The 14,552-nt window shown below is 60.2% G+C and carries 9 protein-coding genes; all 9 read right to left on the bottom strand.

What is annotated here, in order from left to right; genetic code table 11:
- Positions 1–150: 150 nt before the first annotated feature.
- Positions 151–5,013 carry a glycosyltransferase gene (locus MRBLPB4O_RS20415; protein ID WP_341796429.1) on the bottom strand — a complete coding sequence of 1,621 codons (4,863 nt, stop codon included), beginning with the start codon at positions 5,011–5,013 and terminating at the stop codon, positions 151–153.
- An 81-nt stretch (positions 5,014–5,094) separates the two neighbouring features.
- On the bottom strand, positions 5,095–6,501 hold the full coding sequence (locus MRBLPB4O_RS20420) for a glycosyltransferase family A protein (protein ID WP_341796430.1): 1,407 nt from the start codon (positions 6,499–6,501) through the stop codon (positions 5,095–5,097).
- Entirely contained in the window at positions 6,498–7,445 is a 948-nt protein-coding gene (locus MRBLPB4O_RS20425) for an FkbM family methyltransferase (RefSeq protein WP_341796431.1), read from the bottom strand. The genes MRBLPB4O_RS20420 and MRBLPB4O_RS20425 overlap by 4 nt, the downstream gene beginning before the upstream one ends.
- On the bottom strand, positions 7,445–8,611 hold the full coding sequence (locus tag MRBLPB4O_RS20430; protein ID WP_341796432.1) for a class I SAM-dependent methyltransferase: 1,167 nt from the start codon (positions 8,609–8,611) through the stop codon (positions 7,445–7,447). The genes MRBLPB4O_RS20425 and MRBLPB4O_RS20430 overlap by 1 nt, the downstream gene beginning before the upstream one ends.
- 74 nt (positions 8,612–8,685) lie before the next feature.
- Positions 8,686–10,029: a polysaccharide pyruvyl transferase family protein gene (locus MRBLPB4O_RS20435; protein WP_341796433.1), complete on the bottom strand. Its 1,344-nt coding sequence runs from the start codon at positions 10,027–10,029 to the stop codon at positions 8,686–8,688.
- Positions 10,026–11,105: an NAD-dependent epimerase/dehydratase family protein gene (locus MRBLPB4O_RS20440; RefSeq protein ID WP_341796434.1), complete on the bottom strand. Its 1,080-nt coding sequence runs from the start codon at positions 11,103–11,105 to the stop codon at positions 10,026–10,028. Before MRBLPB4O_RS20440 ends, MRBLPB4O_RS20435 begins: the two co-directional genes overlap by 4 nt.
- Positions 11,056–12,039 carry a class I SAM-dependent methyltransferase gene (locus tag MRBLPB4O_RS20445; protein ID WP_341796435.1) on the bottom strand — a complete coding sequence of 328 codons (984 nt, stop codon included), beginning with the start codon at positions 12,037–12,039 and terminating at the stop codon, positions 11,056–11,058. Before MRBLPB4O_RS20445 ends, MRBLPB4O_RS20440 begins: the two co-directional genes overlap by 50 nt.
- 47 nt (positions 12,040–12,086) lie before the next feature.
- The gene (locus tag MRBLPB4O_RS20450; protein ID WP_341796436.1) at positions 12,087–12,722 is read right to left on the bottom strand and encodes an HAD hydrolase-like protein; all 636 of its coding nucleotides are present in this window, start codon (positions 12,720–12,722) and stop codon (positions 12,087–12,089) included.
- Positions 12,722–14,551, bottom strand: a complete 1,830-nt coding sequence (locus MRBLPB4O_RS20455) for a thiamine pyrophosphate-binding protein (RefSeq protein WP_341796437.1) — start codon at positions 14,549–14,551, stop codon at positions 12,722–12,724. Before MRBLPB4O_RS20455 ends, MRBLPB4O_RS20450 begins: the two co-directional genes overlap by 1 nt.
- Between the last annotated feature and the right edge of the window lies 1 nt (position 14,552).

Below are 14,552 nucleotides of genomic sequence, written 5' to 3' on the forward strand. Positions count from 1 at the left end.
CGTGCCGGAGATGGGGATTTGTGTTGCCTGTGCCGGCCTCTTCGCGGGCTTGCCCGCTCCCACAGGGCCAGCATAGGAGTCAAGCCCTGCGCTGTACCTGTGGGTGCGGGCAAGCCCGCGAAGAGGCCGATCCAGGCCTACGACAATGTATCAGTCCGGCAGCCAGGCCTTGCGCCAGTTGCTCAGGTTGTCGCCTTCGAGCATCCAGCCGCCCAGCACTGCATTGCGCAGTGCATCGCCCGCCTTCGCCGTGGCATCCAGATCAGAGATGTGCATGCGAATGGCATCTACCCAGCCTCGGAAACGGTTCTTCACCAGTGTGACCGGCAAATCGCTGTAGCCCTGGTAGCAACGCAGGTCGCTGGCGATCACCGGGAAACCACAGGCGCCGTACTCCAGCAAACGCAGGTTGCTCTTGCACTCGTTGAACAGGTTCTGCTCGACCGGCGCCAGGGCCAGGTCCAGGTTCATCCTGGCCAGCGTCGCGGGGTATTGCTCAATCGAGACACTCGGGTGGAACTCATGAACATAAGGCCGCAGCTTGTCCGGGCACATGCCGAAGAACACCCATTCCACCTCGTTGGCCAATTCCTTGACCACGTCCGCGATCACTTCCAGGTCGCCCGTGTGGCTCGCCCCACCCGCCCAGCCGACACGCGGCTTGCGCGACTGCCGGCGCAGGGCCTTGAGGCCGCTCCAGTAGCGGGTATCCAGCGTGTTGGGTACCACGCGGATATCGCCATGTACGCCGGCGAAGGCCTCGGCCAGCGGCTGCGTGGAGACGACAAAGCGGTCCACATAGGAAAGACTGCGACGTATGGACCGCAGAATGTCCTTGGGCATGTGCGCCCTGTGCACGCTCTTGAGCGGCAGGTTGGGCAGGTAGTCGTCCAGCTCGAAGACCTTGAAAGCCCGCGAAAACGCGTGCATCCGGCGTATATGCTCAATCTGCTCGTCGCCAACCTGGCGCTGCAGGATGATGCTATCCGGCTGATAACGCTCAAGTTCGGCAGGCGCCAGATAATTCCACGCCACCACCCCCTCGGCCAGCCCCTCGCGGTTGAGCGTATCCAGCGGCTGGATGACCCGGTAGTTGCCACACCCTCCTCTGTCCGCCGCATGGGCGAGGATCGTCGGCAGCGGTTTCCAGGACGACAACGGTCGCCAGCTCAGACCGGAGGGCGCCAGGCCGAGGCCATTGTCGGAAGACAGCGAGAAGTTCGGGTTGTGGAGCGGGTCGCGTGCCAGTACAGGCAGCCAGCGGTCATACAAGGCATCTTCTTCTGCGGCGGTGGCCGGCGTTACAGCATCCTCACTTAGCAGCAACTGAACACGCGGCGTCCACACGTTCAGGTAGCCGCCACGGTGCAGGCGCAGGCACAGATCAACATCCGTCCAGCGCTGCAACTCGGGGGACTCGTCGAAACCGCCCGCCTCCAGGAACAGGCTTTTGTTCACCAGCAGGCACTTGCCGCTCACGGCGACATAGTTCTGGTCCACTTGCAGGCGCTGCAGATAGCCGGACGCGTCCATCGGCTGACCGGCAAAAGCTTCGCCAACAGGGCCATTCAGGCCGAGCACGAAACCGGCATGGCTGATGGTAGCGTCCCCCGCCACCAGTTTGGCCCCCACCACGCCGACTTCCTGGCGCATGCCGTGGTTGAGCATCTGCTGCAACCAATCGTTATCGAGCACCGCAGCGCCTTCGTCCAGCCACAGCAGGAAATCACCACGGGCCTGCCCGGCGGCCTGGTTGCGCATTTGCACAGGCGCCATGCCGGCAGGGAATCGCAAGCAACGAATGGCATCGGTGCCAAGCCGGGCAACGTTGTCGAGCCAGCCGTTTACTGCCGGGCCGGCATTATCACGCGCCAGCAGCAGCACCTCGTAGTTTCGATAGGTTGTCTTCTCCAGAATGGTTTCCATGCAGCGCTGCACCCGCTCGGTGCTGTTGCCCTGGAGCAGGATCAGGATGCTGACCGGTGCGTCGCCGGGGGCGCCATAGTCCAGATCATAACGCCCGGGCAGACGAGACCCGATGCGCGCCTGTGCAAAACCGCGGGCATGCAGATGGCGCTGGATGACCCCGCGCTCGTCCGGGCAGTCGCGCAGCGACGGGGCATCGCAGACCAACAACGGCTCGCTGATATGCCCCAGCCCCTCGAAACCGGCAGACTCGATCAGGCGCAGGATGTAATCCAGCTCGAATGCCTGGCCCGCCTCCTGGCGGAAGCCGCCCATTTCCAGCCACACCTGCCGGTTGAACAGCCAGTGGCGTGACAGGCTCGCCGGCAAACTGAGCAGTAGATCAAGGTTTAGATCAGGGCGCAGCACAGCGCCCATTTCTGACCCATCGGAACGCAAACCCTCATCACCATAGACGGCCCGACAGCCCGGCGCCGCCAACAGGTCAAGCGCGGCAATCAGCAAGCCACTTGCAGTGAACTCACTCCCCGCGTCTACCAGCATGAACCAGTCAAATTCACCCGCCTGAGCTGCCTGGTTCAGCTGATCGCTCAGGCTGGCATCGGTCAGACGCACGAAATGCAGCTTGTCCTGCGCCGAAGTCGCGGGAGCCTCGCCCGGCGTCAGCGCCACAATTTTCAAAGTGGAATAAAGGCAGTGATCGCTACCCAGGCTTTGCAGAGAAGCTTTCAATGCATCGGCGCGCCCGTCAGCGTCCACCACGATTACCCCGATCACAGGGCCACCCTGATGGGCGCGCAGACGCTGTTCGATCAGGCGACTCTGCATGGCATCCGGAACGCGTTCGGCCAGCCAGGTTTGCAGTGTCAACGCCTTGGGCTTGCCACCCAGATGCTCCAGCATTTGCTGGCGCCCGCGCTGTACTTCTTCGCTGCCAACGTCGCCATGGCGCGCATACAACTCGCGATAAAGCGCTGGGTAATCTTTCAGTGCCTGCTCGGAGCGTCGTGCAGGTGCATTGTCGTCCCGCCGCATACGGACTTCCACCGTCTCGCTGCGCACATGATGAAAGGCGCTTCGCGCGCTCAGGCGCATGAGGAAATCCCAATCCTCCAAGCCTGCCAGCGACTCGTCGAAGTCGCCCACGGCAAGTGCAAGCGCGCGTGGGCAGGCAAAGGTGTTGATCGGGATGTAGTTGTTTACCAGCAAACGCTCCCGGGAGTAGGCCTCGTGTGGATAGCGTTGTTCACGCGCCACCTCGGTCCGCTTGCCCGCCGCAATCGTTTCCTGAATGAACACTGCATCCGTGTACACCACACTGTCGGGGTGGGTATCCAGCGCTTTGGCCAGTGTTTCAAGGTGGTCAGGCAGGTACAGGTCGTCATCGTCCAGATAAACGACATACCGGCCACGGGCCAGATGCAAAGCGGTATTACGGGCAGCGGCCGGGCCGCGATTGCGGCCTTGGCGGATGTACGTGATCGGGAAATCGTACTCAGCCAGCAGCGACTCGACCGGCTCGCCATTGTCATTGACCAGGATGACGTCAAAGTCCTTGAAGGACTGATGCGCAATGCTGTTCAGCGCATCCTTGAGCAATTGCGGGCGGTTGAAGGTTGTCAGGATAACAGAGAACAACGCCTGCTCTTGCTGCCGCGCTTGTTCTTCCAGGCGCTCGCAAAGCCGGCGTGCCCGGGCCCCCAGCTCGGAACCCTGCTCGTCAGGATACAGATCCAGACGCCGCTTGAGGTGCCCGGCCACCTCGCGCTCACGCCCGTGAAGATGATGCTGCGCATTGCGCTCGAATACCCCCTCGACAATGGCAAGGTGCCCCATCAATGGCTCGCTGGAGGCATAAAACCCGCTCGAATACTGCGCACCATGCCAGCGATAGCTGACACCCGGCATATCGACGTAGGCGAAATCGGGGTAACGCTCCGCCATCTGCACGACCATTTCCCAGTCGCCGGCACCGTAGCTGTTGCCTGGATTCCAGACCCGGCAAAAAATCTCACGCCGGTAGATGACGGCCGAAGGCGTCATGTAGCTGTCGTAGATGAGCAGATCAGCGACTTCATTACGCCCGCCGACATAGTCGCCATTGCGGTAGCCGGGGTGACGAGGCTGGTTCAATGCCTGCCCCGAACCATCGACCCAGCGAATGCCGGTATAGCCAACCGCCACGTTGGGCTGGCTCTCCAGCGTAGGCAACAGACGCGACAGATGGCCCGGATTGAAATAGTCGTCGGCGGAAAGGAACGTGAAGTAACGCCCCTGCGCGATACGCAGGCCATTTCGCCAGTTGTAACCCGGGCCGTAATTGTATCGGTTACGGATGTATCGCACTTTCGGGTTGCCCGCGAATGCCGCCATTACCTCGGCGGTATCGTCCGTGGAAGCGTTGTCCAGCACCAGGATCTCGATATTCTCCACACCCTGATCGAGCACCGACTGAACACACTGGGCAAGATAGCGCCCATAGTTGTAGGTCGGAATAACGACACTCAGCAGCGGCTCGAACTGCCGTACGGCAGCAGCATCATCAGCGATTGCAGTGGTGACTTTATAGAGCCAGAAGTCCGCCGAACAATGGTAATTCCTGGAATGGTCGCGGTCTTCAGCTTCTCGCGTCAGTGGCCACGCTTGCGCATCGGATCCGGGCGCATCGGGAAGTTTCAAGTAATCGATGTGCACCCTCGAAGTACTGACAGGCTCTCCCTTCGCCGGAATCAGAACCTTGCTGAAGCAGGTATCGTCCTGTAGCGCCCCAAATTGCTCGGAAGAACGTAGCAGCAGATAACGCCGCACCTGTGACGGCAACGCGAACAAGGCATTGGCTTGACGAGGGTGGGCAATCAGAAAGACGCCGTCGCACTCTCCGGCGGCTTCGGTAGCTCGCTCGAACACCAGCCCATTGCTCAGGCCATAGGCCGCCAGGGGCTGCAGCGGCAATTGCCGTTGTAGTTCTTGCCAGTGCGCATCGGACAGCAGGAAGGCCTGCTCATCGTCCAGGCAAAACCCGGCAACCAGCACTCGCCAAGGTTGCCCGGTACAACGCCCACCCGCGATCAAAGCCCAATTCGTCATGCTGTCACTTCCCCCAAAAAATGTTGCTCGCTTGCGTCAAGCGACACGGCGCCTGTCGGCACGAAGCCTCTATGCCCTGAATCACGCAGATTCCGTCAGCTCTTTCCACGACACGATGCGTGCCGGCGCCGTGAGATGTTGGCGGACAAGCGCTTCGATGTAATGTTCATGGTCCCGCTCGGAGCTGATGATCACGACATCGTCCTGTTCCACTTGCTCACTCATCCAGGCCAAGGGCTGGATGGGCACGCCGAGCATTTGCGTGCCCTGGCGATTGAGGTTGGAGTCTATACAGGCGACGACCTGTCCACCTTTGTTTCTGGCTTCAAGAATCAGCAATGCGGCGATGAAGGCGCTACCAAAGATGATGATCCTGCGCCCCTCCAGGCCGGCCAGAATGCTCGAGCCTGGGTTTTCAACGGTTTTGCGCGTCCATTTCAGAAGTTGCCGGGTAGCGCTGGCATGCCCGGAAACCGACAACTTGTCCAGCGGGCACACCTGGTCCCCCAGCAACAGAAGCTGGGCTAGCAGGAAGACTGGCAAGCCCGCCAGAAAGGCGTCGGGGGCTTGCTCCAAGTTGCGCAGCAGGCTGTCGGCCGTTTTACCAATCTTCTTCAGAATGTGCTTGTCGATTGCCTGACCCACCTGGGTGGTAATGGCTTCCTGAATCGCGAAGCGCGCCACGTAGGCATCAAAATGAAGGGCCTCTACCTCCAGACCAGGCACGCCCCTGGCAATGTGCTTCAGGTCTCGATAGAGAGCGACCCCTGGTAGCGACAGGCTTGCCACATGGGAGAACTGCCTGGTGTGCAGCCGACGGCGCAGCAACGGCTGATCGAGGAAGCCGATAGCATGCCGGCGGTTGATACGCGCCGGCATCAGCACGTCCTCGATGCCTGCCGTCTCCAATGTTTTCTTGTGGGCAGCCGCGTCGCCGAGGCACGCGTGTACCGCATAGAAGCTGGGCAGTACGGCCCGCTCCAGCATCACGCCGCTGGGCATAGGCCACAACCGCTCCTTGAGAAAACTGCTGATGTATTCCCCTGGAGCGAAGACTCGCTCCGATTCAGGCAGGGTGTGCTCGCCGACTAGCGCATCCCCATCCTGATCAATGTCACTGACGCGAGTCCACACCAGCCGCACTTCTGGATGGCAATCCATGAAACGCATCTGCCGTTCAAGCATGTCTCGCTCCATGACATCATCGTCATGGGTCACGATCACCCGTCGCCCAAGGGCAAGGTGATAAGCCGAACGGCAGTTGAACTCCACACTGGAGATGTTGCGGGAATTCCTGACGTAGCGGATTCGCGGGTCCTGCAAGCGCAGGATAAACTCCGCAGTCCCGTCACTGCTGCCATTGTCGAGTACCAGCAGCTCGAAATCCTCATAGCTCTGGGCCAGGACGGCAGCGATGGACTGCTCGAGGTAGTGCAGTCGATTGTAGGTCAGCAGCGCAACGGTCAGCGACGGAATGGCTGGGTTCATGGCAACGACCGCACCAGATCAGGGATCTCACGGTGCTTCTGCCCGTGGAGAAAGACAAAGTTGGTTTCCTGGGTTTCCTCGTCAATGCCAGGGCACGGGCGTAGCCCCTCTTCGCTCAGGGTGTAAGCCTGGTAGCCAAGACCATCGAGCCGCTCCACCACCTCGTTAGGGTGGTAATCGAACTTCCTGGCCCACTTTCTCAACAGCTCGATCAGAATCACCGGTTTGTGTTGAGCGAGCATCGCCTCGCCACCCTGGATCACCATCAACTCCGCCCCTTCCACATCGCACTTGATGATCTGGGGCGCCAGCTCATGCTGCGCGCAGAAGCTATCCAGCGTCGTGGCCGGGCAGGACACCTTCTGCAGGCTTTCCTGGCGGCCCGGTTGCCCGGCCAGGACCTGGGAAGTGGCGCCGGAGCAGTTGGGCGTGTAGAGAAACTCCAGCGTCGCCTGCTGGTTTGAAAAGGCCAGCCGGTGCGCCTCTATGTTGAACAAGCCGTTGTGGCGGATGTTGCGCTCGAGAATCTCATAGGTATGGGGGATTGGTTCGAAGGCGTGAATCCGCGCCGACGGGCAATGCCGAGCCAGCGCCAGGGCATACCAGCCGCAATTGGCGCCGATGTCCAGAATCACCGCGTTTTCCTGGGTGATGGCTTTGAGGAACTCGGTTTCCTGTGTTTCATAGGCACGGAAGTTCATCAGGGTACAGGGCACCAGGTGCTGGTCCTGGGGATCCAGAAACAACTCGACCTGCTGCGAGCGGGAACGCACGAAGATGCCCTCTGGCAGAATGCGCAAAGACTCCACATCGGTACCGGCGATAAACTCAGGGTACTCGAACAGGCTGGCGTGCCGCGCGTGAATGGCCTCGATGTAATCCTGCTTGGCAGAGCCCCCGGCCTCATAGGCCGTACGGATGTGGTTGAGCGTGTTCATCGGCATTACCGGGCTCCGGTTGCGAGGCTGAGGATTCTGCCGCGCCAGTGATGTTGCTGGGTCAGTGTGTCGCGGATCTCTGCAGCGTAAGTGGTACTGGCAATGAAGACCGTGGCCCCCTGGTGCTGCGCCAGCTCATCGGGGCCGGTAATGGTCACACCGAGCAGGGATTTGCCCTGCAGGTTCCTGTTCCGGTCGACGATGCCGCAGACATTGGCCTTGCCCAGCCGGGTATCGCAGAGCAACCGGCTGGTAAGCGCGCCAGCGCCCCAGATCAGCACCGGCTCAGCACTGGCCTCCAGTTGCTGGGCCAGCGCTTCCACCGGGCGCAATACCTGCCGTGAAAGCTCGACATAACTGAGCAGGCTGGCAGCCGCCACAGCATCAACCGTGAAACGCTTCGCTGCCGGGCTGGTCTTGCGGTACATGGCCAGCAGGTAATGGTTGTCGTAGAAATCGTTGTGCTGGGAGATCACCGTCACTTTCTCGAAGCCGTTAGCCGCCAGCAGGTTGTCGAGGCTGGCAGCACTGAAGAAGTTGATGTGTTCCAGTGCAAACTCGAGGAAGGGCTCAGCCGGCGGCGTCTTGCCGAAGGCTTCGGCATCGGGAACAGCGATGAACAGATAGCCGTCATCCGCCAGCAGCGCCGCAATCTTCGCCAGGCTGTTGCGCAGGTCGGCAATATGCTCCAGCACGCCGCAAAGACTGATCAACTGGAAGCGCTCTTCAGTGACGAAAGCATCCACGGTCGCGCTTCTGATCTCTACTCCGTAGATTTCGTGCGCCAGCTTGGCTGCAGCTGGGCTGGGCTCCATGCCTAGTAAGCGCTGGAAGCCTGCCTGTTTGAAATGTGCAAGGAAATGACCCATGCCCGAACCGATATCGAGAATGCGAGCGTCGCTTGCCAAGTCTGCATGTTGCTGGACGAAGTGGAAGAAATCGCCATGAATACGTGCCAACCCGGGCGGCAGGTCGGTATGCAGGTGATGCTCGACGTTCTGATAGAACTGATCGAGCGCCGACTGATCCGGAATGTCGCTGGCGTAGGCAAAACCGCAGTTGCGACAGGCCACCACATCGTAATGGACTGCCTGGGGAAGCCCCGGGAACAGAAAATGCTGACGGTGCAGTTGCTCCGGATGGCTTGCGCCACAAATTTCACACGCTCTCATATCGCCTACCCTGAACTTTACGAACGGCCTTGCCAAAACGGAAGACGCAACAATAACTGGCCAAAAGAGCGGTCTTAGCCCGCCTGTGTATTGAGGCGAGAACGGTACCAACTTTGAGAAATATCACGGATCTGGGCAAGCCTCACAAAGGCCTCGTCCGGAATCCCGGCGCAAATGGCAAGTTGCTGTTCCAGGTTAAACATTTCTTCGGGTGAGTAACGGGGAACTCGCTCCTCGCCGGCCACCTGCACGTCAGGCGCGGGCTCCCAGCAGTCAATAATCGAACCCGCTGCATCGATATTGCCGTCCAGCCCAAGCGCGCGCAGCGTCTGAACGAATCGCGCATACGCGTCCTGATACTGCGAAAGCGTTGCGGTGTAGTCACAGCGTGACAAGAAGAAGTTGATATCCATTGATGCGGGCAGTTCATGTTCCGCCACAAACGGCAGTGAAAAAAACTCGCACATTTCCCGCACCCTTGAATCGTGCGCAATGAAAACGGCAGGTTTTCCGGCATGGATCGCCGGCGTCAAACCGTGCATTCTGGCCCCGAACACAAAATCCATCGACCCGAGGAATTCCTTCCACAGGCTGTAGTTTGTAAAGTAGCGAACGCGCTTTTTTTTCAACAAGGCAAGCACAGGCGCCAAGTCTTTATAGAACCGCCGCGCCGCATGGATATCGGCCCCGCTGACCTTCCCGGGGTAATAGAGCGCCTGCGCAAGCAGGCCAAAGACCTGCTCGACATAGTAATAATCCTGCTCACTGGCCAGGCGAAGAAAGTCGTCGATCCGGCTATGCCGATTGCCCTGGTAGTTCGAGTAGCACACCGCAACCTTTTCAGGGTTGCTCGGCACCTCCATCAAGGATGTGCGCAGCGCAGGGCCATTCAAGTAGAGGGATGGGCAGCCTAAGGGAACGGCATTCTTGATCCCGAGGCTATTCAGCACGTCCGCTGAATAATAGCCGCGCGTCCCCACCACCGGCGATCTATCGGCGATCACACTCAGATAGCGGACCACCGCAGGGGAAAGCTGCTTGTGGAACCCGGGCTGATAATCGTACTCCCTGGCTTGAATGGATTCGCCAAGACTGAAAAAAGGAATCTTCAGTTTTTCGATAAAGTCCGTGACGTAGGCGTAAGGATAACCATCCTGGTCATACGGAGGCGGCGCAATCCTGCAAGGGATGAAAAATATCACCTTGGAAAATCGCTCATTGACCTCTTCTGCGGTCATCCGAAAGTTCCAGGCCTCAAAATTGCGCCCCGAAGTCAACAGCGCGCCGGCATGGGCGTAAACAATGTCCCCAATATTGATAAATTGGGAATGATACTGGTAATTGGCCCCTGTCTTTCTAATCCCCTCAGGCGGGGGGAGGTAACCAATCAGAGTCGGACGCGAATCGGGAGCGTTCATGTATTGGCCTGCAAGAGTCTGGTTAAACCCACATCCAGAGATGTGAGTGGCGCCCACCCCAAAGCGCGGATCTTGTCGATATTGAAATGCCCAGCGCTTCTCACGGCGGGCGCCGGACCACTGCGCGCCTTCGGCCTGACCATGAGCTGCCCTGCCTTACCGGCTGAGGCAATCAACTTTTCGGCCAATTCCAGGATGCTGGTTTCCTGCGTTTCACCAACGTTATAGGCATGGCCTGCTTCACCCTGAAACAGAATGTGGAACAGCCCGAGCACGGTATCGGAGACGTAGCAGAACGGACGCGAGGCGCTTCCATCGGAATCCAGCTGGATATCCCGATTGTGAAGTACATCGGCAAGCAGATCGGAAATCGCCCGGCCATCATCCAGACGCATACCCGGCCCATAGCAATGGGAAATTCGCGCGATCCTGGCATCCACACCGTACTGGGTGTGGTAGGCCCGGCACAGGGTTTCGGCCAGGCGCTTGCTCTCGCCATAGCAGGCCCGTGGAGCCAACGGGTCTTCACGGCCAAAATCACCTTCCGCGATCGCATCGGTTTGCCAGGGATTGTCGCCGTACACCGCACCGCTGCTGAGGAACAGGAAACGTGCCTGCTTTTCCAGGGCCAGCTCAAGCAGTGCCCCGGTGCCATCGGTATTGGCGCGAATCGTATCGACCGGGCGCTGCAGATAGTCCTTGGGGCTGGCAGGGCTGGCGGCATGGATGATGAAATCCAGTGGCGCAGCAAGGCCGCAGGGCTGGGTGACATCCTGGATCAGAGGCGTCACTTCACCAGGCATATCCAGCCAGGGCATGCGTTGACGCAGTTTTTCCAGGTCCCGAGCCAGGGCATACACATGCAGGTTCGCCTGGGGCTGAAGGCGATTGAGCCAGGCCAGGGCCTCGACTACATGCCCCCCGATAAAACCCGAGGCGCCGGTGACCAGGATGTGACGACCGTACAGGGCCTCCCAAGGCAACGGGGCGGCGAGAATACCGCTCAAATCCCCGGCGAGAATGGAATCAGGCGTCTTCATAGATGCTATCCAGACCGATGATACGCTGCGCTGCAATCCCGAGGTTGAGCAGGTGCTGACGGATTTCTGCGGCGAAGCGGATGGAGCAGATGACGATGGGTAATTCCGCATGCGCTTGCGGGTCGTAGGCACACACCACGTGTTTACCCAGGCGTTGCCCCCATTTCGCTTCGGATGAGTCCAGCAAGGCGTGGATATCCAGCGACTCGGCTAACGGTGCCAGGTAATTGAGGTAGTCGCCGCCAATTCCGTACACCAGGAACGGGCCGCCGGTTCTTTCACGAAAACGCTGCAGCAGAAGCTGCTCGCGGCGCTCTGCCCCAAGTTGCAGGCGGGCGACGATGCGGATCGAGTCCGGGTAGACCGGTGATTCGTAATGCCCCACGGACACCCCATCACAACTAAAGCCGCAACGTGCAAGCAGCAGGGTCAGCGACGCCGGGGTGAACTGGTGCAGGTGCTCGAGATTGCGATCACTGGCCAGCAGCGGATGCCCCGCCTGGTTCGGCACCTCGATCAGCACACGCCCGTCTGCACCAAGAAGACTCGACCAGGCAGCAAGCTCCTGCTCGGGTCGGGCGATATGCTCCAGCACATGAAAGGACACGATCAGCTGGTACGGCGCTGCCTCGATCTGGCTGGTCGGCGTATGGAAGACGCGGTCAAGCTTCTGCTCGGCCAGCACCCTGTCTTGCGACAACTCCACACCCTCATAGGTGACGGCAAAGCGCGCCTTGATCTCACGCCCGAGTTCACCTTCCGCACAGCCGACTTCGAGCACACGCTCCCTGCCCGTCTGCAGCAAGTCAGAAACCGCAGCGACGCGCTCACGCATCTTGCGCTTGAACCAAGGTGTGTTCAGATCGTTACGTGCAACCAGGGTTTCATAGTAGCCCGCCTGGTCCATCGGCAGCCGCCAACGATGCCCGCACAGCCGGCAGGGTGTGTACGCAGGGCTGGGCAACTGCATCTCGATGGATCCGCAGCAGGGGCATGCACTGGCTGTCGTGGTTGTCATCATGCGCGCACCAGGCGTTCCAGCAACTTTTGCGGCGAAGGCAATGGCTGCTCATGACTGGCAAATTGACCATAACCCCAAGCGACGGGCCAGAACTCGACACCATTGGCAGCCGCTGCACGACCGTCTGCGACGGTATCGCCAATGTAGAGAGCCGATTGCGCTGCAATGCCGCCATCCTCCAGCAAGGCAGCGATCATGCCGGCCTTGTCCGAATAGCGATCAGGGTAGGAGTCACTGGCATACACTTCGCTGAACAGCCCTTGCCAACCTAATGCCGCAATGATGCGCTGGGTTGGCAGCAACCGCTTATTGGTCGCGATGGACAGACTGAAGCCCTGCTCATGTAGCTGTTCCAAGGCCGCCTGGCACCCGACATAGGCGGCCGTTTCCAGGCAGGCTTCGGCGTCGTAGATGTCCTTGAACGAAGCGCTCAGGGCATCAAGCAATACTGCGTCGCTACTACCGCTGAGTGTCGCCAGCGTCTGGCGCAAAGGCGGCCCGATCAGGCTGGCGTCTATAGGGCACATGGCCTGCAGGCCGTGTGCCTTCAGCGCACGGGCAAAGCAGGCCAGAATGGCCGGCGCGGAGTCAACCAAGGTGCCGTCGAAGTCGAACAGGACGTGGCGCTTCATCACTTGACCTGCTGCCGAACCTGGCGCGATACCGGGGCGATGTTGCCAGCCATTTCTTCCTCCAGTACTGCCAGCGGCAGCAAGGGGGACATATCTTCCAGCGGCATGGAGGTCATCGAACCATCGGCCTGCGGAATCGCGGCGACTTTCGGGCTCAATGCCTCATCCTTCATCAACAGGACTTCCAGAATCATCGGCCGCGGCATTTGCATGGCCTCGGCCAGGCCCTGGTCCAATTCGGCGGCATCGCTGATACGCTTGAACGGCAAATGGTAGGCACGCGCCAGTTCTTCCAGGTCCGGCATCCACAAGCCTGCTTCAGGGCCTGTGCCGACATAGCGGCTTTCGAAGTAGTTGCGCTGGGTATTGCGGATCGAGGCATAACCGCCGTTGTTCATCACCACCAGGCAGATCGGCAGGTTGAAACCGCGAAGCGTGGCCAGCTCCTGAATATTCAGTTGCAGGCTGCCATCACTCTCCACCGCCACCATCGGCTTGCAGCCGTTGGCGAAGCAAGCACCAATCGCAGCTGGCAGGCCGTAACCCATCGCACCCAGACCCGAGGTCAGGAATACACGCTGGCCTGGACGATTGCGGAATACGGTGTAGAACACTTCGACCGCCAGCCCGGAGCTGCCGGTGCTGACCAGCGTATTTTCCGGCACTGCATTGGAAAGCGAGTCAGCAAACTGGAAGTGGCTGATCGGCCCGCTGGCGGCGAAGGGCTTGCCGTCGTTGACGCCATAGCGTGACTTCCAGTCGCGGCAACGTTCCAACCATTGTGGCCGGCTGAACGAAGCACCTTTCAGAGAAGCAGCCAGTGTGTCGACGAAGCTGGCGGCGTCGCAGGTAACGGCGACATCGATAGCCATGTCGAGCTTGGCGATCTCGTTGGCATCCACATCAACGACGATCTTGCGTGCATTGCGCGCAAAGTCTCGTGGTGCATAGGCGGTGATGATGTTGTCCAGACGACAGCCGAGAGTGATCAGCAGGTCGGCATTCTGTACCGCGAAGTTCGGTGCACGCAGCGCTACCACACCTGGCCGGCCCACATACAATGGGTGCTCATGCGGCAGCAGGTCCATTGCATTCCAGGTGGTCACCAGCGGCACGCCCATGGACTCGATCAGATCACGAAAGGCTGCGGCCGCGCCGCTCAAGCGAACACCATGGCCGGCGAGGATCAGCGGTCTCTCGGCACCCTCAAGCAAGCTGCGGATCTGCGCCAGCGTTTGCGCCTCCAGCGCTGCAACGGGTGCAGCGGCCTCGTCCCACCCCACCAGGTTGTCGGGATCGATCGGCGCGCCCTGCACGTCCAGCGGTACGTCGATCCACACCGGGCCGGCACGGCCATCTCGTGCCACAAAGACCGCGCGCTCCAGCTCCCGGCGAATGTCTTCTGGCTGCTGGATGGTTACCGCGTACTTGGTGATCGGCTCGACCACACTGACGATGTCCACTTCCTGCACGCCTTTCTGCCGCAGGGGCGCGCCACGCAGCAGGTCGGCACGCTTGACCTGGCCGGAGATGACCAGCAACGGCACCGACTCGATCCACGCGCCCGCAACGGCAGTCACGGCGTTGGTCGCACCCGGGCCGGTGGTGACCATGGCCACACCGATATTCTCATTGATACGGCAATAGGCTTCGGCAGCAATCGCGGCGGCCTGCTCATGGTGGCAGGCCACTACATCCAGGTTGGGGTGCTTGCCGACCGCGTCGTTGAGGTGCATGGCACCTCCGCCCGGCAACAGGAAGACGTGCTCCACCCCCAGATCGGCGATGAAGTCAGCAATGTAGTCAGCAACACGATAGGGGGTAGGCACG

The organism is Pseudomonas sp. LPB4.O (assembly GCF_038383825.1).
In the GTDB taxonomy this organism is placed as follows: Bacteria; Pseudomonadota; Gammaproteobacteria; order Pseudomonadales; family Pseudomonadaceae; genus Aquipseudomonas; species Aquipseudomonas putida.

What these genes read in the sequence shown, in the direction of transcription:
- MRBLPB4O_RS20415 (WP_341796429.1), bottom strand. Translation starts at nt 5,013, where the DNA reads ATGACGAATTGGGCTTTGATCGCGGGTGGGCGTTGTACCGGGCAACCT.
- MRBLPB4O_RS20420 (WP_341796430.1), bottom strand. Translation starts at nt 6,501, where the DNA reads ATGAACCCAGCCATTCCGTCGCTGACCGTTGCGCTGCTGACCTACAAT.
- MRBLPB4O_RS20425 (WP_341796431.1), bottom strand. Translation starts at nt 7,445, where the DNA reads ATGCCGATGAACACGCTCAACCACATCCGTACGGCCTATGAGGCCGGG.
- MRBLPB4O_RS20430 (WP_341796432.1), bottom strand. Translation starts at nt 8,611, where the DNA reads ATGAGAGCGTGTGAAATTTGTGGCGCAAGCCATCCGGAGCAACTGCAC.
- MRBLPB4O_RS20435 (WP_341796433.1), bottom strand. Translation starts at nt 10,029, where the DNA reads ATGAACGCTCCCGATTCGCGTCCGACTCTGATTGGTTACCTCCCCCCG.
- MRBLPB4O_RS20445 (WP_341796435.1), bottom strand. Translation starts at nt 12,039, where the DNA reads ATGCAGTTGCCCAGCCCTGCGTACACACCCTGCCGGCTGTGCGGGCAT.
- MRBLPB4O_RS20450 (WP_341796436.1), bottom strand. Translation starts at nt 12,722, where the DNA reads ATGAAGCGCCACGTCCTGTTCGACTTCGACGGCACCTTGGTTGACTCC.